The organism is Enterobacter sp. PTB (genome assembly GCF_051130085.1).
GTDB classification, from domain to species: domain Bacteria; phylum Pseudomonadota; class Gammaproteobacteria; order Enterobacterales; family Enterobacteriaceae; genus Enterobacter; species Enterobacter ludwigii.
Genome location: NZ_JBDKEE010000015.1, coordinates 59,157 through 79,419, shown reverse-complemented (window position 1 = coordinate 79,419; position 20,263 = coordinate 59,157). Strand labels below are relative to the sequence as shown.

Below are 20,263 nucleotides of genomic sequence, written 5' to 3'. Positions count from 1 at the left end.
ATGGCGCAGATAGTTGATGTGCACGGTAATCCCATTAAAACAGCGCCGCTGCGCGAGCCGCAGTCGGCTGACCTTATCAACCTGCGGCGCACCTTCTCAGAGCACCCGTCGCGCGGGCTGGATATCCGCAAGCTGCCGCGTATTCTGGAAGCCGCAGAGCGCGGTGACCTGCGGGCGCAGTCTGACCTGTTCTGCGACATGGAAGAGCGCGATGGCCATATCTTCGCGGAGATGTCCAAGCGCCGTCGCGCGCTGCTGACGCTGGACTGGTCCATCAAAGCCCCCCGCAACGCCACGGCAGCGGAAAAGGATATGGCGGCAGCGGCGAACGAATGGTTCCAGGATTTACCGAACTTTGACGAGTTTATCCTCGACATGCTGGACGGCATCGGGCACGGCTTCTCGCCGATTGAGATCGAGTGGAACTACACGTCAAAATCGCGCTTCTGGTTCCCGAAAGCCTTTCACAAGCGCCCGCAGAGCTGGTTCCGCACGCTGCAGGACAGCCGCGACGAGCTGCGGCTGGACGACTACAGTATGTACGGCGCACCGCTGCAGCCGCTTGGCTGGGTGGTTCACCGCCACAAGGCCAAGGCCGGTTACCTGCCGGAAACGGGTCTGCACCGGGTGCTGTGCTGGCCGTATCTGTTCAAGAACTTCTCGGTTCTCGATCTCGCTGATTTTCTGGATATCTATGGCTTCCCGATGCGCGTCGGCAAGTACGGTAACGGCGCGACAGAGCGCGATAAAAACACCCTGCTGCGTGCGCTGATGCATATCGGCCGTGATGCGGCGGGCATCATCCCGGACGATATGGCGATCGACTTTCAGGATGCGGTCAAGGGGGATGCAAAGAACTTCCAGGTGATGATCGACTTCTGCGACAAGACCATCTCGAAGGCAGTGCTCGGCGGGACGCTCACCTCGCAGGCTGACGGGCAGACCTCCACCAACGCGCTGGGCGGTGTGCATAACGAGGTGCGTCATGACCTGATGACTTCCGATGCTAAACAGACCGGGACTACCCTGACGCGCGACGTGCTTTACCCGCTGCTGGTGCTTAACGGGTATCAGGTTGATCCTCACCGGATGCCGCGCTTTGCGTTTGATACCCGTGAGCTGCTGGATCTGACGCTGTTCTCAGAAGCCATGCCAGCCCTGGTGAGCATGATGGACATCCCGGCCTCGTGGGCCTATGAGAAAACCGGTATCCCCCAGCCGCAGGACGGCGAACCCCTGCTGCGCGCGCCGTCAGCCTCAACAGCGACGCCACAGGGTGAAACGCTGCCGGTTGCTCCGGCGTCCCGTCAGTTGCCGGTAGCTATTGCAGCACTGACGCAGAACGGCCCGGAGGAGGTGCCGCCTGACCCGGCGCAGCAGGCGGTGGACGATGCCCCAGGTGCGGTATTCGCGCAGAACGTCAGCGCCGCCATGAAGGACATGCTGGCCCCGCTGATGGCAGCGCTCTCTGCAGGACAGCCGCCTGAAGTGGCGATGGAAAAACTGGTGGAGATGTATCCGCAGCTCAGCACCGCCGAACTGACGCAGCTGACCACGCAGGCGCTCTTCACAATGGACATCTGGGGGCGTCTCAATGCCTGATGTTGATCTGGGGTATGCCATCGGGCTGAAGCCTGAGCAGGCGATTAACTATTTCCAGGCGAAGAACTTCACTATCGGTTTTAACTGGCATGAGGTGGAGGCCGAGACCCACGCCTGCAGCTTCACCGTTGCCGGCATTCTCAAGATGGACGTGCTGGAGACCATTCACCAGAGCCTCGCAGATGCGCTGGCCACGGGGCAGAGTCAGGCGTCGTGGGAGAAAACCGTCCAGCCGGTGCTGGAGAAGAAAGGCTGGATGGGTGACGGCCTGAAGGCCGACGAGGACGGAGTGCTTGAGGGGAAACAGCTGCTGCCGTACCGCCTGGACACCATTTTTCGCACCAACATGCAGTCGGCCTACTCGGCGGGTCATTACCAGCAGCAGCTGGCGAACGTCAGCTTCCGTCCCTACTGGGAGTATGTGGCGGTGATGGACAACCGCACCCGCCCCACGCATGCCGCACTCAACGGCCAGACGTTCCGCTGGGACGACCCGTTCTGGGATGCGTGCTATCCGCCGAACGGCTACCGGTGCCGCTGCCGCGTGCGGACCCGTTCAGAAGGCGACATGCAGGGTAATCCGGTGGGCGTACAGTCCAGCGAAGGCCGCATGACCGTGATTCAGCAGCCGTGGGGTGACGGCACCACCCGCCCGGTACTGGCCTACAATGACCCGAAATCCGGGCAGCTTTTTGTGCCGGATGCGGGCTTTGGCCACAACGCTGGTCGCTCGTACCTGTCCTCGCTCGGCCAGCGCCTGATGGAAAAAGCCACGGTGGCCACGCCGCAGATTGCCGCGATGGCGTTGCGCGAAACGCTGGAGAACCCGATGCTGCGCCAGAGTATCGGCGCAGACCTGACCGGCTGGCAGCAGCGCATTGCGCAGCACCTGGAATTTACCGCCGACCGGCGCTACGTCGGTGGGCTGTCGCCGTCGCTGCTTGATGCGCTGCCGGAGCGCGGGGTGAAGCCTGCCTCTGCCACCATTGCGCTGGCCGGGCAGACCGTGGCGGATGCAGCCGGAGATAACGCGCCGGACTGGACGCAGTTGCCGGATTTGCTCTATTCCCCGGGCGCGGTGCTGTGGGATGCGGCGGCGCAGCTGCTGCACTACATCGCCCAGGACAACAGCCCGTACACCGCTGCCGTCCGGGTGAAAGACGGCCAGCCGGTGATTGCTGGTCTTACGCCGCTGGACAACCGCCAGCGGGCAACGCTGACCGGTCTGCCGGTTCTCTCTGGAGGGTGGAAGTGATGGATATTGACATCAAAATCGACGTGGGGGCCATTCAGGATAAGCTCGACCACATGCTGGGCTTCCTGACGCACCGCGAGCCGCTGATGCGGGAGATTGCGGCAATCATGCACGGCGCGGTCGAGGACAACTTCGCCGCACAGGGTCGCCCCGCGTGGCTGGGCCTCAAACGTACCGAATGGAAGGGTGAAAATGATAACCACAAGATTTTGCAGAAGTCCGGGCGACTGATAAACAGCATCGTCGAGTACAGCGATAACGACATGGCGGTCGTCGGGACGAATGTGGAATATGCCGCTATTCACCAGTTCGGCGGTGAGATCAAAAAGACTGCACGGCAGCATACGATGCACTTCCGGCGCAACAAAACCACAAAGGGACTGGAGATGACGAAGAAGCGCCATGCGGATATTCGTATTGATGCCACCATCGGTGCCCACGCGTTTATGATGCCTGCGCGTCCCTTCCTGATGCTGACCAACGAAGACGAAGAGAAGATTGTCACCACCGTCAGTGACTACCTGATCCAGTCGATTTTATAGCCCCGTCTCACAGACGCGCTGTATCGCCCGTAGCGCGTCTTTCTCATTTTATGGTAGGGTGATTCGACTCAGGGGGAGTTAAAAAAATTTAAACGGGATTTAAACGCCTTCCTGTGCATTCCTGATGTGCCTTTCCGCTTCGCTTTCTGCTTTCGCTGTTTTCTTCCTTTATATACCCACTGACACCCGTCAACTGTTTGCCTGCTTTTGCCCCCGACATACTGGCGGCATGAAAAAGACGTTTATCGCTTACTGCACACAAAAAATCTCCGCCACCGGCAACGAGTTCCTGCTCTTCCCGGCGGGCGAGTTCCGCGCCAATGACGGACGTCCGACGGAATGTGCCTGCTGGGTGATGAACGCCGCTAACGCACAGGTGCTGATTGCAGCGGCCAACGCCAAGGGGGTGGACTATGTAACCGACTATGAGCACCAGACCTATAAGTCCAGGCAGAACGGCAAGCCTGCCCCGGCCTCCGGCTGGTTTCATGAGCTGGAGTGGCGTGAGGGTGACGGCTTGTACGCCATCAACGTTCGCTGGACGGCTAACGCTGCCACCATGATAGCGGCTGACGAGTACCGCTATATCTCCCCCGTATTCTCCTATGACTATAACGGCAACATTACCGGGCTACTGAACGCCGCCCTGACCAACACCCCCGCGCTGGACAATATGGAAGAGGTGTTGCTCGCTGCCGCCTCGATGCTGTCCGGCGACATTACCGAGGAACCATCCATGAATGAAGAACTGCTTGAGCGGCTTCGCTGGCTGCTCAACATGCCGGAGGGGTCGACGGCGGAAGATATTTCCGCACAGCTCGACAAAATCAAAGCCCAGCTTGGCACCGCTGCCGCCAGTTTCAGTCTGGAAACCTTCCTGACCGACAGCACCACCAGTATTGCCGCGCTGAGTCAGCAGGTTGATGAGCTGAGAACGGCACAGCCGCAGGCGGTGGACCTTTCTCAGTACGTCCCGATTTCGGTTGTGCGTGAAAAGGATGAGCAGATCGCCGCGCTGTCTTCACAGCAGCAGGACGGCGAACTGGAGACCCTGCTGACGGCGGCGCTGTCCGATGGCCGCGTCGTTGGTAAAGCAACCGAAGACTGGCTGCGTGAGATGGGCAAAACCAACATGGCGGGCGTGCGCAACTACCTGGAGAACGTGGTGACGCCAGTTGCGGCACTGACCTCTCTGCAGACCAGCAAGACGAATGTGAGACGTGACCCGGCACCGACAGGCTCACCGGATAATCTGGATGCCGACCTTATCGCGGTCTGCAGCCAGCTAAGCACATTTGGTGTTGACCCGGTAAAGGTATCTGAAGAGCTGGCAGCACTGGAAAAATCAAGGAGGGCCGGAGCATGACGGCAACTGTAGCAGATCGTAATACCCCATCGCGTATGGGGGACATTGTGGCTTTTCAGGTCGCCGGTGGCGAGCTGATCCCCGCTGGCACCATAGTCTGTATCGGTGCGACGGGGTTAGCAGTCAGCGGCAAGCTGGCAGATGACCTTGTTTATGTTGGTCGGGCCAACGAGCGCGTGGACAACACGACCGGGCAGGATGGCGACATGACCGTTGAGGTCCAGCGTGGCCGGATGTTTGCCTGGGCGAATGATGGCTCTGTCACTCAGACCGAAATCGGCAAGCGCGTCTATATCGCGGATAACCAGACGGTCAGGAAAGACGACACAGGTGCCTCCTCTGCCGGGTACTGTGTGTTGATTAACGACGATGGTGTCTGGACCCAGAGCCTGTAAGGAACAAAGCAATGATTGTAAACCGTAAAAACCTCGACCTGGCGTTCGTTAACCTTCGAACCATCTTTAACAACGCCTTTACCAGCACCGATACACAGTGGCAGAACGTCGCCATGCTTATCCCGTCAACCACCAGTACGGAAGATTATTCCTGGCTCTCTGACTTTCCGCGTATGCGTGAATGGATTGGCGAGAAAGTGCTTCGTTCTCTGGCTGCCTTCAACTATGTACTGAAAAACCGTGACTTTGAAGCCACGGTGGAAGTCGATCGTAACGATATCAAAGACGACAGGCTGGGTATCTACGGCGTAAAGGCGCAGTCAGCCGGTCAGTCTGCGGCATTCTGGCCTGATGAGCTGGTCTTTGAGCTGGTGAATAAAGCGTTCCAGACGCGCTGCTTTGATAATCAGTATTTCTTTGATACCGACCACAAAGTGGCCGGGCAGTCTGTTTCCAACATGTTCACCAGACCGCTCTCTATCGCCACGCAGGCAGAGGCGCGCGCGTCCTTCGGTGCTGCGCGTACTGCCATGCGTAAGTTCAAGAATGATGAAGGCCAGCCGCTGAAGGTACGCCCGAACATTCTGCTGGTGCCACCGGCGCTGGAAGATATCGCTAACACCCTGATGACCACTGACCGCCTGGAAGATGGCAAACCAAACCTCTACAAAGGCGCGGCAAAAGTCGTGGTCAGCGATGAGCTTATCTCTGACACAGCCTGGTTCCTGCTGGACACCACCAAGCCGGTTAAGCCGTTCATCTTCCAGGAGCGCGAAAAGCCTGAATTTGTGCAGCAGACCGACATGAGTTCCGATGCGGTGTTCCTGACGAAAAAATTCCGATTTGGTGCTGAAGCGCGAGGTGAAGCAGGCTTCGGTTTCTGGCAGCTGGCTTTTGGTTCAACCGGAGATAATTCCTGATGCCTGTACGTATTACGTCTAAATCCGAAGGGTTCCGCCGTTGCGGTGTTGATCACACCTGTAAACCCACCACGTGGCCGGACGATAAGTTCACACCTGCGCAGCTTAAACAGCTGCAGGCCGAGCCGATGCTGATTGTCGATATCGCCAGTAATACCGCGCCAGAACCGACGTCAATTACGCAGGTGATGACGCTGGCTAATCTGATCCGCGAGGCTGACCTGTCCACGCTGCAGCTGGCTCGTATCGCGATTAGCGACCGTCTGGTCGAAAAGCTGGATGTGCCGGGGCTGCTGGCACTTCGTGCCGAAATAGACGACGCACTGGATGCTCAGGGGTATTCCGACCCGGCCGACCCTGCGCCTGCTGCAGGCGCGGTTGTGGAAAGTGAGCAACCGAAGCCAGAGCCAGAAAAAGCACCAGAGCAGCCTGAACCCCCGGTTAAACAGGATTCAGACGGCGTTAAAACTGCGGTTAAAGCCGCTAAAAACAGCGGTAAATAACGGGGGCGCGGATGGGTTACGCAACGTATCAGGACATGGTGGATTACTTCGGTGAGCGCGAGGTGCGTCTTATCAGCGACCGGGGAAACACCGGTACGGCAAACATTATTGTGATCGAGGATGGTCTTCGGACGGCTGACGGCGAAATCGACAGCTTCATCGCCGGGCGATATTCCCTGCCGCTTCGCGAGACACCGCGTGTGCTGGTCGGGATTGCCTGCGATATCGCCCGCTATCGTCTGACCGGCACCGAGCGCATCGAGAGTTCAGTCGTTCTTGAGCGTTACCGTATGGCCATCCGCTATCTGGAGAAAGTCGCGGCGGGTTCCGTCACGCTGGGCGCGGGCGTGAACACCGGCACGGTGGTGGAGTCCGGCGAGGACGCCGTGCAGTTCTGCGTCGGCGCTCCCCGCCAGTTCACCCGCCGCAGCACGGGCGGAGGGGCGTACTGATGACGCCGATGACCACGCAGGTGGAGCAGGCCATCATCGAGCGCCTCCGTCTTGGGCTGGGTCAGATGGCGATTCAGGTGGAGAGCTACGGCGGACAGCTTGATGACGATCTGGATAACGTCGTGCGTGCCTTTCCGTCAGTCTGGGTGACGTTCGCCGGTGTCACCAACACGAAAACGCACGGTTTATCCCGTAAAAATTTCGCCACTTACGTTCGTTTTGTGGTGATGGTCGGCGATTACAACGTGCGCAACGAGGGCGGCACCCGTATGGGTGGTCCGGCGCTTGATGAGGTCGGCAGCTATCGCATGGTACATGCCGTGCGACGCCTGCTCATCAACCAGGACTTTGGGCTGCCCATTGACTACCTGAAGCCGGGACGCGTGCGCACGCTCTACAACACCAGGCTTGGCGATCGTGCCGTCTCGGTGTTCGGGTGCGAGTTCGATACCTACTGGATTGAAGGGGCGCTGGAGTGCGGTCGCTGGCCGGAGCCGCAGGACAGTAACGACCCGGATTATGTCTTCGTGCAGTACCGGGGCAAAACCGATGCACCGTACCCGGACCTGACGTCCGTGGAGCTTCAGTACCATCTGACCAGTGCGCCCGATGGCGAAGTGGCAGCAGACGATACCGTAAAACTCAGGGAGGCCGACAATGGCTCTGATGAAAGTTAAGGCAAGACCCGGCGTCCGGGTGCCGAAAGAAGGCGCTCCGCGTGAGTACATCACGGATGCGGAAGCAGTGGAAGTCAGCCGCTCGCCGTATTACCTGCGCCGCCTGGCTGATGGTGATGTAGTACTGGTCACCACGGGTCAGGATGACGGTCAGCAGCCGATTGCCGGTGACGAGGCGGATGACGCCCAGACTGTGGGTGGCATAGCCGCCAGTGAGGTCGCCGCGCAGCCGCTTAAATCCCGTAAAACGTCTCAGGAGAAAACGTCATGACGGATATTGATTTTTCCCAGATCCCCGACGACAGGCGTACGCCGGGTGTTTATACCGAGTTTGATACCGCCACAGCGGTACGCACGCTCGCCAGTAACCCGCAGACGGTGGTGCTGCTGGCCCAGCGGCTGCCGTCCGGTACGTACCGGGACAATGAAGCGGTTCCTGTGTTCTCCGACGGTCAGGCGGCGACGCTCTTTGGTCGCGGGAGCCAGGCGCACCTGATGGTACGCGCAGCCATTAAAGCATACCGCTACCTGCAACTGTCCGTCATGCCGCTTGATGACGACAACACCGGCGGTGTTGCGGCGACGTCAACCCTCACGCTGACGGGGCCGTCAACCGGCACCGGACAGAACAGCGTATGGATTATGGGGCAGCGAGTCGACGTGGCCACCGTCTCCGGACTGGATGCGACAGCGATGGGCACCCGCCTTGCGGCGGCCATTAACGCGAACAAGGATTTACCGGTTACAGCAAATTCCTCTGCAGGTGTGGTGACGCTGACCGCGCGTAATAAAGGCACCTGGGGAAATCAGTTCTCCGTACGTACCTCAACGACGGTGCCGGGCGTCACCCTTACCGCCGCAGCGGGTACGGAAGGCGTCGGGGACCCCGATATCAGTCCTGCACTGGCGGCCATCTTCGGCGCGGGCTTTACCGTCGTTGCCGTGCCGTTCTCCGACGCTGACAGCCTCGATGCCCTGCGCGACTTTGTTGACGACGTCTCCGGTCCGCTGGAGCAGCGCGGCACCACCGGCGTGGCGGGCTGGAATGGTTCGCTGGCGACGGCCACCACCCTTGCCGGTGATGTCAATGAAGGGCGCATCACGCTCGGCTGGCACAACGGCTCGCAACTGCCGAACGGTATCATCGCCGCGTCTTATGCCGCGATTATCGCCAGCCAGGGCGACCCGGCGAAACCCTATGACGACCTGCCGGTGCCGGGACTGGATGTTACCCCGCTCAGCAGCCGTCCGGGTAAAAATGAGATTGAGAATGCGCTGTGGAACGGCGTCACGCCGCTGAAGGTCGGGGCCGGTAATCAGGTGCAGATCGTTCGGGCTATCAGCACCTACACCACCAGTGCTGACGGTGCCGCTGACCCGTCGCTGCTGGATATCACCAGCATGCGCACGCTGGACTATGTGCGTCTGGCCATCAACAACCGTATTGAGCTTCGCTTCCCTCAGCAAAAGAACACGCCGCGGGTAGCTAAGGCGGTTCGCTCGGAAATCCTCAACGTGCTGTATCAGCTTGAAGATATGGAAGTTGTCGAGAACGTGGACCAGTACAAAGATGGCGTGATTGTGCAGTCAAGTCCGACGGACAGCGGTCGCCTGAACAGCCGCATCCCGACCAACATTGTCAGCGGCCTGCACATCGTGGCATCCGTTATCGAGATGATCCTTTAAGGGGGAAGTATGGCCATTGATTACATGGGGGCAGTCGTCCTTGAGGTGAACGGTCGCGAAGTCGAAGTGGTTAGCTTTAACGTGACCAATAACACCGGACGCAAGCTGGTGAAGACGATGAACTCCACGGGCCGCGCCAAAGGCTTTTGCTCCGGTATTGAAACCTTTGAGCTGTCGCTGACGGTTGTAATGCCGCTGGGTGATACAGCCATTGACTGGCGAACGGTCAAAGGCGCCAAGCTGACGCAGTATCCTGAGGGGGGCGGTCAGCAAATCAGTTATCTGGACTGTGCCACCACCGAGGTGGGTGAGCAGTATGAAGTGGACAACGAAGCGCGCATCAACATCAAAATGAATGCCCTGGATAAGGTAAATGAATAATGACTGATAAGTTCACTCATGCAGGCACTCTGCCGTTTGGCGTGCTGCACAATGGTGTTATTCACCGCGACTTTGAAATCCGCCTGCAGACCGTAGGCGATGAGATTGACGTGGGTGACGACATCGGCAGCGACATTATCGATGTCAACTTTACTGTGCACCTCCTGGCCCGCACGCTGTTGCGTCTGGGGGAGATACCGAAAGAAGAGATCACGCCGCAGCTCCTTCGTGATGCGCTGGTGTACGAAGACTACAATGCGCTTCTGGTCGCTGCCGCAATGGCAAAAAAAAAGCTGAAGCCAGAGAAACCGCCAGAAGAGATTTCCGCATTTGCTGCGCCCTCCTCAGGGAATACGGATTCAGACAATCCGACATCCGGTGCATGAATGCAGTCGAGTTCGCCGCCGAACTCGACGCCATCAAATGCCTTCGTAACCCGAAGGCATATAACAAAGGTGAGCAAAACACCGTCATTTCGAAACGTATACCCCTCGACCAGTTGCGTAAGCAGAACGCCACGAACAAGCGTCAGAAAAACCGCGTTAAAAAGTCATCCCGGAGATAAGTCATGGACAGCAACCTGAAAGTTGGCCTTGAGGTCAAAGCTACCGACAACGCCACGCCGGTAGTGAAGTCGATGCGTAATGAACTGGATAAACTGGCAACCGCCCGCAGCACGCTGGGAGTACGTTCAGAGCATACCATTCAGCGGGAAATCCAGCGCACGCAGGCTTCGTATAACCGCCTGGCCAACAGCGGGAAAGCCTCTGCCGATGAGCTGTCCCGCGCCTATGCCAGCATGCGGAAGCAGGTTTCGACTCTGCGGGAAGAGATGGAACGGGAGGCTGATGTGTCCCGCAGCAGCTTTCAGCGTATGGCGACGGCCAGAACGGCGCTGGGTATCCGCTCCGAGAAAGACATCCAGCGGGAAATTCAGCGTACTGAGGCGGCTTATAACCGTCTCGCCCGCAGTGGTCAGCTCTCTGCCGCCGAGCAGGCCAGAGCCTACAGTGAGATGCAAAAGCGTGTGGCCGCGCTTCGGGCGGAGATGGAACACGAGGCTGTCCAGACACGTACTAACTACCAGCGAATGGCGGAAGCCCGTGAGATGCTGGGGATTCGTTCAGAGCAGATGATCCAGCGTGAAATCCAGCGCACCGAAGCGGCGTATAACCGCCTGGCAAACGCCGGTGTGTTATCTGCCGAAGAGCAGGAGCGCGCATTTGCAGCCATGCAAAGTAAAGTGGCCACGCTTCGCAAAGAGCTACAGGGGGCAGAGAAAGATACCCGTGGCTTTGGTTCGAAGATGATGTCGCTTGGTGCGGGTCTCTGGGGTGCGAAACAGGCGATGGCTCCGGTGTTTGATCGCCAGCTGGATTTTGGCGAACGGCTTGCCTACGTGTCCAACCGCGTTTACGCAGACCGGGGCGTTGAAGGGAGGCTTGAGGGGCAGAAGGAACTGGGCGAGATCGTCGCAAAGTCAGTCCGGTACGGTAACGGGAACCCCGACGATGTTCTTGAAGGTCTGGCGACTATGGCCACCTCAGGAGCGTTTAAGCTGGAAGATATTAAGGAACTGCTTCCTACCGTCACCGCTTACGCCACCTCATCAGGCAATAATCCTGCATTGCTTGCCCTAGTGGCGTCGTCCCTGAAGCGCACTGGAATTAGCGACCGAGAAATGCCAAACGCCCTTAGTGCTGCCGTTCGTGCCACTCAGATGGGAAGAATGGATCTCGGCACGATGGCTCACGATATGCCAAAACAGCTGGAGGGCGCGCGAAATCTGGGGCTTAAAGGCAGGAAAGCCCTGCAGTGGGTACTGACGGCCAACGAAACAGCAGCTATAACTGCTGGTACGGAGGATGAGGCTGCTACAAACGTCACGGACCTTTTTGCCGGATTGATGAGCAGTCATACCATCAATAATGCCAAAAGAATCAAGGTAAACGGTAAAGGTGTTGACTGGGTTGAGTCTATGCGTGGCGCAGTTTCGCATGGGGTTAGCCCGGTAGATGCGGCTATGCAGATCTTCAGGAGTATCGTCAACAGCGATAAGGGGTATCGTAATGTTCAGAACCGATTAAAAACTGAGAAAGATCCAGTAAAACGAGAGAACCTTGAAAGCGAAGCTGCAGTACTTGAAACTAAATACCTCGCAAAGTTATGGCCCAACCAGCAGGAACGTAACGCGGTTATCAGTTTTCAGCACTATCAGGGCGATGCCCAGCGTATCTATAAAGGCACCCAGGAAGAAATGGATGCCAAGCCCGGTCATCTTGCCGGTGAAGTTGATATGGCGACACTGAAAGAAAACCCCTCTTTCCAGCTTCGCCAGGTGAATAACGAAAAAGAACTCGACGAAAACGATCTGGTAGCACCGGTCAACAAAGCGCTGGGTTCTGTCGCCAGCGAAGCGACAAAAGTGGCTGAGGAGTTTCCTGGGCTGGCACATGCAGCTACCTTTGCGGCTGATGCGGTTAAAACCTTTGGTTATGCCCTGCTGGCATCTTCTGCGCTGAGTCTGGTGCAGGGTGGCGCGGCAGCGAGCACAGGTAAAAAAATCCTGACCAAAGCTGCAGGTGGGGCCATGAAGGCTCTCAAGTTCATGCCGGAGTATCTCGGGCGGCTCGGTGGGCCTGTTGTTGCCGCTGGTGTTGGCGTTTATGAAGCCCATGAGGTCAGCAAAGATGCCCATCTTACAGACAAGCAAAAAGACCAGAAGTATACGCAGATTGTCGGTGGTGCCACCGGGTCATGGGCGGGTGCTGAAGGTGGTGCTGCCGCCGGTACGCTGGTTCTGCCTGGTATCGGAACCGCCATTGGCGCTGCCATAGGTAGTATTGCCGGTTATTTTGCTGGCGACTGGCTGGGAGGAAAGCTGGGTAAAAATATCTTCTCTGATGATAAATCCAATCCGCAAACGGATCATATCCACCCTGAGACGGTACAGCCTGTGGTCAATAACGAGGTGCACGTCTATGTCGACAGCCAGGAAATTCAGTCCGTACTGGATGACCGCAACACCCGTAATGCACAGAGGAACTGACGATGTCCTGGAAAGACGATCTCCTCCCTGCATCCTTTCGCGGCATTGAGTTTGACTGCCTCGATGCCAGCGACATGCTGGCCCGTGACGTTGCGCAGTACCGCTACCCCTACCGGGACGGCGCTGACGTGGAAGACCTCGGCGGCAAGCCTGATAACATCCGCATGACGGCGATCTTCTTTGGAGAAGATTACGAGACCCGGATGCAGGCGTTCATCAGGGCCGTCAACACACCGGGATACGGTGAACTTATCCACCCGGTTTTCGGCTCGTACCCGAAGGTGCAGCTGCTGACCTGTGCGATATCGCACAAGGCTGACGAGGTGGACTGCGCCCGGCTGAAGATGGCCTTTGTGGAAGCAGCCCCTGACCAGCAGTTCTTCAGCCGCCAGTACCCGACACAGCAGGCTGACGCTATCGATCTCAATACCGACAGCCTGCTCGATGAGGCGCTGGCGGCATGGAACAAGATGATGGCCTCCCTGCAGCAGCTGCAGTACACGATGGAGCGTTACCGCAATCTGGCCAACACCGCCGAATTCATGATCCAGAGCCTGTCTGCGCAGATTAACGGCGTTACGATGTCCGGGCTGGACTACCTGGACGAGCCGGGTAAGTTTGTCTCCGACCTTAAAGGGCTGATGACCACCTTCAGCGACAGCCTGTCATTCACCGGCAACCGGCTGACCTCGGACTGGCGCTCCCTGACCTCAATGAGTACTGCAGTGGTGGCGATGCCCGCACAGCGTGCGCGTCAGGGAGTGGCTGATCCTAACAGTAACGGCGGCAACATCATTACCGTTCCGGCGATGGCCACCACGTCGGTGATGCCGGACGAAGACCTGCAGCAAATCACCGAGACCAGCCGCCTGACGGTCATCACGGAACTGGGCAGCACGGCGGGCATGATTCTGGGTGGCGAGCTGCAGACGCCGACGCTCACCACCGACCAGGTCAGCGACGTCCTTTCTGATGTCCGGGGCTTCATTAATGACGCCATTGACGCCGAACGGGCGCGGGAAGAGCTGATGCAGCAGGCGTCGCTCATCAGCAACACCACCGCCGATACAGGCGACAACGCCGCGATTGTGGAAACCCTGAAAACGCTGGCGCTGCAGCTGCAGGAGCTGGCGCGGGTGGTCATTCTTGCTGCACCGCCCCTGGTCTGCCGCGTTGTTCCCGGCAACTGCAACCTGCACCTGCTGGCCCATATCTGGTATGACGACTACACCCGCGCTGACGAGCTGCTGCGCCTTAATCCCTGGCTGAACAGCCCCAATAAAATCGAAGGAGGCACCGTCCTCAATGCCTACGCAAAATAACGCAGCGGGTAACACCGCATCCTCCACCGTCCCCGCCCGAGACAAGCTAGCCCTGCTGGTCGGTGATGTAATGCATGACGACTGGCAGCGCTACGAGGTGGATTCAGACCTGCTGACCCCGGCGGATGGCTGGATGGTCACGCTGGGCTTTCCCAGCGGTAAGCGCCCGGCGGGCATAAAAGCCGGTGCACGTGCGCTGCTCAAACTCGGCAGCGACACCATCATGACCGGGCGTATCGATACCCTGCGTCACGGCGTGGGTGAGAAGCGCCACATGCTGATGATGTCCGGGCGCGATGCCAACGCCATACTGGTGGACTGCTCCGCGCCGGTCTTCTCCGCGCGTGAAATGAACCTGAACGACGTTATCAGCAAGATAGTGAAGCCGCTCGGCGTGACCCGCATTCGTATCGCCGCCACCAAACCGCTCACCAGCTCGAAAGTCACCATCGAGCCGGGTATGACCGCGTGGGATGCGCTGACGCAGGCAGCTGAAGCCAGCGGCCTGTGTCCGTGGACGGACCCTGACGGCACACTGGTCATCGGCGGGCCGGATTACACCACCCCGCCCGTGGGCACGCTGGTGATGCGCCACGACGGCAAGGGAAACAATATCGTTGATCTGATACACGATGAGTCCATCGCCCGCCGGTACTCGCAGACCACCGTGCTGGCGCAGTGCCACGGCAGCGAGGAAGAGGACGGTAAGAACGCCATGAAGGCCACGGTCAGCGACCCACAAATCGCGCTGTACCGGCCCAAAATCATCGTCACCCACGATGCGCAGAGCCAGCAGGAGGTTGACTTCCGCGCCCGTAAGGCACAGGCCGACGCACGACTGGCCGGTTTTACGCTGACCGTTATCGTCAAAGGCTTACGCGCGCCCAACGGCCAGCCGTGGGCACCGGGCCAGCGCGTCCATCTGGTCAGTGAGCCTCACGGTCTCGATGCGATCTTCTTCCTCATGAAGCGTAACTTCACGGGCGGCAGCCTGGGCGCGGGTGAAAAGACCACGCTCACCCTGAAAGAGGACGGCGTCTGGATACCGGATGCGTATCCGAAGCGCAAGCGCCACAAACATCACGGTGGACTTATCATTATCCCTGTCGATAAGCCACAATACTGAGGTCTCGTAATGAACATCAAACTTATCGACGAGCGAGTCAGCCGACTGTTATCACGGGTTCGCCAGGCATTCCGGGGAAAGCTGGCCCTGACGGAGACCGGCGGCGGCGTGCAGCTGTCGCAGGTCAGCGGTCTCCCCGGCGAAGACCTGCCGGGGATTGAGCTGTTTCAGCACTACGGCTTCACCAGCGCCCCGCCAGCAGGCACAATGGCGGTGCTGGTTCCGGTGGGCGGGCGCACCTCACACTGCGTGATTGTCGCCACCGAGAACAGCGCCTTTCGTCTGCAGGGGCTGGAAAACGGCGAGGTGGCCATCTACACCGACGAGGGGAGCAGTATCGTGATGAAGCGCGGAAAAATCGTCGAGACCACCTGCGATGAGTACCGTGTGAAATGCAAAAAATACAGCGTCGATGCCTCGGATAATGCCATTTTCACCACCCCGGAGCTGAAGGCAAGCGAACAGGTTACGGCTGACGGCTCCATCAACGGCAATGGCGGCATGAGCATTAAGGGTGGTAACGGCACGGCATTTGAGGGTAATGTAGAGCAGAAATCCGGTAACTTTACCTCTCAGGGTAAAGTGATCGCCGCCAATCTGCCAGACGACCACATCCACGACACCCCGGATGGCCCGTCAGGCCCGCCGCGTAAATCCTGATAGTTCCCCTCTTTATATACCCACTGACACCCGTCAACTGTTTGCCGTTTCGTCCATGCCATACCGTACTGGCATGGACGCACTCATCGATACCAGAACCGGCAACTACACCGGCAGCCAGACCAGCACGCTACAGAACGCGGTTTACCTGCGTCTGACGGTGCCGATCGGCTCGTGGTGGGCTGACCCGACACTCGGCTCCCGCCTCTACCTGCTTAAGCGGGAAAAGGATGTGGCACGGGTGCGCACGCTGGCGCGCCAGTATGCGGAGCAGGCATTACAGCCCATCCTCGACGACGGTCGCGCCAGCAGCATCACCGTCACCGCGAACCATCCGGCGAACGGCTTGCTTATTTTGCTGATTGAAGTGACCCAGGCGAATGGTGAAGTGATGCCGTTTACACACTATGTACAGGTGGGTTAAGGGGACGTTATGCCGCATTTAATCCCGTCGGTCAGCGACATCCGCGACTCCATTCTGCGCGATATCAAAAACCTGCGCCCGGAAGCCTTTACCGGCCCGGACAGCGACTATTTTGTCCGGGCAAGCTCCGTTGCCAGCACCGTGCGCGGCACCTATCAGGACCAGCAGTGGATTGCCCGTCAGATATTCCCGGACACGGCAGACCATGATTTTCTGCTGATGCACGCCAGCCTGCGTAACCTGACCCCGAAACCGGCAACACCGGCAGGCGGTCAGCTGCAGATTACCGGTACGCCGGGCACCACGATTTCCTCCGGGCTTACCTTCAGCTACGGCAACGGCCAGACCGGTCTGACGATAACGCCGGCCACCACCGGTGCTGACGGCAACGCCACGGTATCGGTAGTGGCCACTTCCACCGGCACAGACAGCAATGTCCCGGATAACACGCCTGCCACGCTGGTGCAGGCTCCCTCCGGCATCAGCTCAAAGGCCGTTCTGCTCACCATGTCCGGCGGCACAGACACGGAGAGCGATGACTCACTGCTGGCGCGTCTGCTGGAGGTGATTCGCCGCCCGCCAGCCGGGGGCAACAAATACGACTATCACCGCTGGGCAATGGAAATTCCCGGCGTTACGGCAGCCTACGTGTACCCGTTGCGACGGGGTCTCGGTACTGTGGATGTGGTTATCACCAGTGGTAACGACCTGCCGTCCCCGGAGACTATCGCCGCCACACAGGCTCACATTGACGACATGCGCCCGGTGACCGCAAAAAACAGCCTGGTACTGGCCCCGACACCGCGCAACGTGGATTTTGTTATCCAGGTCGCACTCTCCGGGCTGACGCTCGCCGATGCGAAAACCCAGATTAACAGCGCCCTGGTCAGCTACTTCTCTCAACTGGCTCCCGGTGCTCCGGCAGTGCTGTTCCAGATTGGTGCGCTGATATCAGCGATACCGGGTATCACTGACTGCCAGATAGTGACGCCTGCAGCCAACGTCGTGCCGCTGGTTAACGAAGACGTCGTTGAATGGGTTCGCATGGGGAGTCTGGACCTGGGGAACCTGCCATGAATTACCGCGAGCTGCTCGGCCTTCTGCTACCGGCAGAAGCCTACGACCCGAACGGTGAGCAAATGGCTGCCGAACATGAGGCTGAAGGCAACGCCCTGCAGAAGGCTGAAGACGCCGCTGACCGGGTGGCTCAGGGCGTGGTGCCGCTTAACCCAAACGAGCTGCTGCCGGACTGGGAGCGCCTTCTTGGGCTGACACCGTCTCCCGGCGCTACCGTTCAGGAGCGACTGGCGCTGGTTAAGGCGATGATTAACGCCACCGGCGGCCTGTCGATTCCGTACTTTATCAATCTGGCCAGAAGCCTCGGCTACACCATCACCATAGACGAGCCGCAACCTTTCCGGGTGGGAGTTAACCGTATGGGCGATGCCCTTTATACCCGCGACACCATCTGGATATGGCGGGTGAACGTCTGGAACACACAAAACCCGGTTTACCGCTTTCGCACGGGCCGCTCTGCGATGGGAGAGCGCCTGCTTTCCTTCGGTAAGTCGCATCTGGAAGAAATATTTCAGGACTTAAAACCGGCCCATACATTTTGTCACTTCGTTTATAAGCAGGTGTGATATGCAGAATTTAATGCCACCGGTCAATACACCGGATAATTTATTCCACGACGGTGACGAATCCACCGGCGTGGAAGGCACCATTCTTTACGCTGAATTTATGAATAATGAGCAAAGCGCTATTCAGGATATTCAGCATGAAGTCATAAATGTTCTGGCTGAAGCCGGATTTACACCCGACCCGGCAAAGCAAAATCAGCTATTGCTGGCTATTCAGAAAATTATTTCCGATGGTGTTACCGACGGGATAAAGGGCACAGTAAAAACTGTCAACAGTGAATCTCCCGACGATGCTGGCAACGTAAAGCTGGGCAGTGCAGCAGATGCAGATATCGTCACCTCCATGACCGATACGACAGCAGGGCGGGTGCCTGTTGTCGGGTGGATGGGTACAGGCGGGCCGGAGATACCCATTCCGGATGGCACCGATATCTATAAATATTTTGCCACGGCAGCCAGTGGTAATTATGGCGGTGGCGGTAATCTTGTTAATAAAGTGACCAGTAGCGGCTGGGTTAGCTTTAAGTGGCAACAGCATGGCTCAGACAAGAGATATGGCGTTCTTTTTGAGCAGTCCAGCGGCGGTAAGATGGCACTGCATATCTACAACAACCAGAACGGGGACATGACCAGCCCGGAAAAATACTGGAGTAACTCCGGGCTGTTATTTTCTGAGAAAAACCCGCCCACAGCGGCACAGGCGGGGGCGCTGCCAATAACTGGCGGCAAACTAACCGGTAATCTGGAAATAAACGATAACGCACCGATTATTCAGTTTTCGGAAGCTGATACCGGGAAAAAATACTTCATCGTTGTTGACGGCAGCGGCCTTCGTATTGACGAAGATTCAACTGCGGGTAATTCGATACTTTCATATGCCGGCGCCAGCAAGCAGATGAAAACGGTGGGCCAGTTTGTCCCGGGGGATTACGGTAATTTTGATTCCCGCTACCTGAAGCTGACCGGCGGGACACTAACCGGCAATCTTACAGTGCAGAGCACGATTCAGGTTGGTGGTATTGGCTCAGGCGTTTTAAATATTGGTGATAATGATTCTGGCCTGCGTAGCTCAAAAGACGGGCAGGTTGACCTTTGGGCCAACAGCAAAATGATGGGGTACTGGAACACGACGACATTTTCTTTCACTGGTCAGATTGTTCCGACGGATTACACCAACTTTGACGACCGCTATAAAACTAAATACCCGACACTGTTCCGCGTAGGAGCCAGGGTGACCTACAACGGCAGTGACTTTGGCAGTCATGTACCTCAGGGCGCGGTAAACATCAACAACTACACCAATAACGATGACCGTATCAACGGTGTCGTATATGCCTATCTCCAGTACAACCTTAACGGCAACTGGGTCAACTTTGCATAAGGATAAAACAGTGAATAACTTAGGAACATTCAAGCGCTACACCCCGGAGTCACCGGAGATTCCGGGGGCCACTTACGTCAAAAACGCGAACGACGTGGACTGGTATTCCATCGCATGGGATAAGGAGCGTATCGCGGGCAATATTTATGCCGGTACTGATAATGAGGGGCAAATCCTGTGCGTTACCGATGATGGCAGTGCCATGTTTCCTGCCGATATGACCGTCTGGGAAATTCCCGCCGATGAAGCCCCCGACAATATTCTGACCGAGGGTTACCAGGCAAAAATCATCGACGGTGATTATATCCTTGACCATGTGACCATCGCTAAAGGCACACAGCGGCAACTGCTGGCGGAGGTCAGAGAGAAAATTGCCATTCTCCAGGATGCGGTTGATCTCGGTATGGCAACAGAAGACGAAAAGTTTCAGCTTATCGAGTGGAAAAAATACCGCGTACTGCTGACGCGTATTAAGCCGGAAGATGCGCCAGAGATTGAGTGGCCGGATAAGCCAGAGTAAAAAAAACGGCGGCGCAAAGTGATGCTTCCGGGGGCGCCGCCGTGGATTGCAAATACCTCGTTAGGGATGTGGCGCAGCATCAACTGCCCGTCAAATGCTGCACCTTTGTCCGGTAAACCGGTCAGGAAACCGGACGAGGTGATACTCATCACGGGAGTTATATAAAACAAGAGAAAAATGGTGGCGGCGCTAACCAGAATGACGATAACGATGAAAAAACAGGGATCTGGAAAGCACCACCATAGAGGGTGGCGGTGTAATTTTGGGGTAACCGATCAGCGCAAGATGAAAGGTAAAACCACACCGCCATTGATAACGATATTGCACAGCACCGCGTCCATGCGGAATCCTGTTAGCTG

At 57.8% G+C, this 20,263-nt stretch carries 22 protein-coding genes; all 22 read left to right on the top strand.

The annotated features are described in order from the left end of the window. Positions 1 to 1,602, top strand: coding sequence for a DUF935 domain-containing protein (locus AAIR21_RS18170; protein WP_434681833.1), 1,602 nt, complete (start codon positions 1 to 3; stop codon positions 1,600 to 1,602). Next, positions 1,595 to 2,857, top strand: a complete 1,263-nt coding sequence (locus AAIR21_RS18165; protein WP_434681831.1) for a phage head morphogenesis protein — start codon at positions 1,595 to 1,597, stop codon at positions 2,855 to 2,857. The genes AAIR21_RS18170 and AAIR21_RS18165 overlap by 8 nt, the downstream gene beginning before the upstream one ends. Further along, positions 2,857 to 3,399, top strand: a complete 543-nt coding sequence (locus AAIR21_RS18160; RefSeq protein WP_434681902.1) for a phage virion morphogenesis protein — start codon at positions 2,857 to 2,859, stop codon at positions 3,397 to 3,399. Before AAIR21_RS18165 ends, AAIR21_RS18160 begins: the two co-directional genes overlap by 1 nt. Before the next feature lie 229 nt (positions 3,400 to 3,628). After that, on the top strand, positions 3,629 to 4,765 hold the full coding sequence (locus AAIR21_RS18155; RefSeq protein WP_434681828.1) for a phage protease: 1,137 nt from the start codon (positions 3,629 to 3,631) through the stop codon (positions 4,763 to 4,765). After that, positions 4,762 to 5,160: a hypothetical protein gene (locus tag AAIR21_RS18150; RefSeq protein WP_422713247.1), complete on the top strand. Its 399-nt coding sequence runs from the start codon at positions 4,762 to 4,764 to the stop codon at positions 5,158 to 5,160. Before AAIR21_RS18155 ends, AAIR21_RS18150 begins: the two co-directional genes overlap by 4 nt. A gap of 11 nt (positions 5,161 to 5,171) precedes the next feature. Further along, positions 5,172 to 6,080, top strand: a complete 909-nt coding sequence (locus tag AAIR21_RS18145) for a Mu-like prophage major head subunit gpT family protein (RefSeq protein WP_422713099.1) — start codon at positions 5,172 to 5,174, stop codon at positions 6,078 to 6,080. After that, a complete protein-coding gene (locus AAIR21_RS18140) occupies positions 6,080 to 6,583 on the top strand; it encodes an HI1506-related protein (protein WP_422713248.1) in 504 nt (167 codons plus the stop codon). Before AAIR21_RS18145 ends, AAIR21_RS18140 begins: the two co-directional genes overlap by 1 nt. Positions 6,584 to 6,594: 11 nt before the next feature. Next, the gene (locus AAIR21_RS18135) at positions 6,595 to 7,035 is read left to right on the top strand and encodes a gp436 family protein (protein ID WP_422713249.1); all 441 of its coding nucleotides are present in this window, start codon (positions 6,595 to 6,597) and stop codon (positions 7,033 to 7,035) included. Continuing rightward, on the top strand, positions 7,035 to 7,712 hold the full coding sequence (locus tag AAIR21_RS18130; RefSeq protein ID WP_434681824.1) for a DUF1834 family protein: 678 nt from the start codon (positions 7,035 to 7,037) through the stop codon (positions 7,710 to 7,712). Before AAIR21_RS18135 ends, AAIR21_RS18130 begins: the two co-directional genes overlap by 1 nt. Then, entirely contained in the window at positions 7,693 to 7,983 is a 291-nt protein-coding gene (locus AAIR21_RS18125) for a DUF2635 domain-containing protein (protein WP_422713251.1), read from the top strand. Before AAIR21_RS18130 ends, AAIR21_RS18125 begins: the two co-directional genes overlap by 20 nt. Further along, positions 7,980 to 9,398 carry a phage tail sheath subtilisin-like domain-containing protein gene (locus AAIR21_RS18120; protein ID WP_434681822.1) on the top strand — a complete coding sequence of 473 codons (1,419 nt, stop codon included), beginning with the start codon at positions 7,980 to 7,982 and terminating at the stop codon, positions 9,396 to 9,398. The genes AAIR21_RS18125 and AAIR21_RS18120 overlap by 4 nt, the downstream gene beginning before the upstream one ends. 9 nt (positions 9,399 to 9,407) lie before the next feature. Further along, the gene (locus tag AAIR21_RS18115) at positions 9,408 to 9,779 is read left to right on the top strand and encodes a phage tail protein (RefSeq protein ID WP_422713253.1); all 372 of its coding nucleotides are present in this window, start codon (positions 9,408 to 9,410) and stop codon (positions 9,777 to 9,779) included. Beyond that, on the top strand, positions 9,779 to 10,165 hold the full coding sequence (locus tag AAIR21_RS18110) for a hypothetical protein (RefSeq protein ID WP_422713254.1): 387 nt from the start codon (positions 9,779 to 9,781) through the stop codon (positions 10,163 to 10,165). The genes AAIR21_RS18115 and AAIR21_RS18110 overlap by 1 nt, the downstream gene beginning before the upstream one ends. Positions 10,166 to 10,347: 182 nt before the next feature. Further along, positions 10,348 to 12,828 carry a hypothetical protein gene (locus tag AAIR21_RS18105; protein WP_434681818.1) on the top strand — a complete coding sequence of 827 codons (2,481 nt, stop codon included), beginning with the start codon at positions 10,348 to 10,350 and terminating at the stop codon, positions 12,826 to 12,828. 2 nt (positions 12,829 to 12,830) lie between these two features. Further along, entirely contained in the window at positions 12,831 to 14,150 is a 1,320-nt protein-coding gene (locus AAIR21_RS18100; protein WP_422711123.1) for a DNA circularization protein, read from the top strand. Next, on the top strand, positions 14,134 to 15,276 hold the full coding sequence (locus AAIR21_RS18095; protein ID WP_422711122.1) for a phage baseplate assembly protein: 1,143 nt from the start codon (positions 14,134 to 14,136) through the stop codon (positions 15,274 to 15,276). Before AAIR21_RS18100 ends, AAIR21_RS18095 begins: the two co-directional genes overlap by 17 nt. 9 nt (positions 15,277 to 15,285) lie before the next feature. Then, on the top strand, positions 15,286 to 15,936 hold the full coding sequence (locus tag AAIR21_RS18090) for a phage baseplate assembly protein V (protein ID WP_422711120.1): 651 nt from the start codon (positions 15,286 to 15,288) through the stop codon (positions 15,934 to 15,936). Positions 15,937 to 16,009: 73 nt separating this feature from the next. Then, complete coding sequence (locus tag AAIR21_RS18085; protein WP_422711134.1) at positions 16,010 to 16,360, top strand: phage GP46 family protein; 351 nt, start codon at positions 16,010 to 16,012, stop codon at positions 16,358 to 16,360. A gap of 9 nt (positions 16,361 to 16,369) precedes the next feature. After that, positions 16,370 to 17,437, top strand: coding sequence for a baseplate J/gp47 family protein (locus tag AAIR21_RS18080; protein ID WP_422711118.1), 1,068 nt, complete (start codon positions 16,370 to 16,372; stop codon positions 17,435 to 17,437). Further along, on the top strand, positions 17,434 to 18,003 hold the full coding sequence (locus tag AAIR21_RS18075; RefSeq protein WP_434681814.1) for a YmfQ family protein: 570 nt from the start codon (positions 17,434 to 17,436) through the stop codon (positions 18,001 to 18,003). Before AAIR21_RS18080 ends, AAIR21_RS18075 begins: the two co-directional genes overlap by 4 nt. A gap of 1 nt (position 18,004) precedes the next feature. Continuing rightward, complete coding sequence (locus AAIR21_RS18070; protein WP_434681812.1) at positions 18,005 to 19,384, top strand: hypothetical protein; 1,380 nt, start codon at positions 18,005 to 18,007, stop codon at positions 19,382 to 19,384. Positions 19,385 to 19,394: 10 nt separating this feature from the next. After that, on the top strand, positions 19,395 to 19,904 hold the full coding sequence (locus AAIR21_RS18065) for a tail fiber assembly protein (protein WP_434681810.1): 510 nt from the start codon (positions 19,395 to 19,397) through the stop codon (positions 19,902 to 19,904). Positions 19,905 to 20,263: the final 359 nt, after the last annotated feature.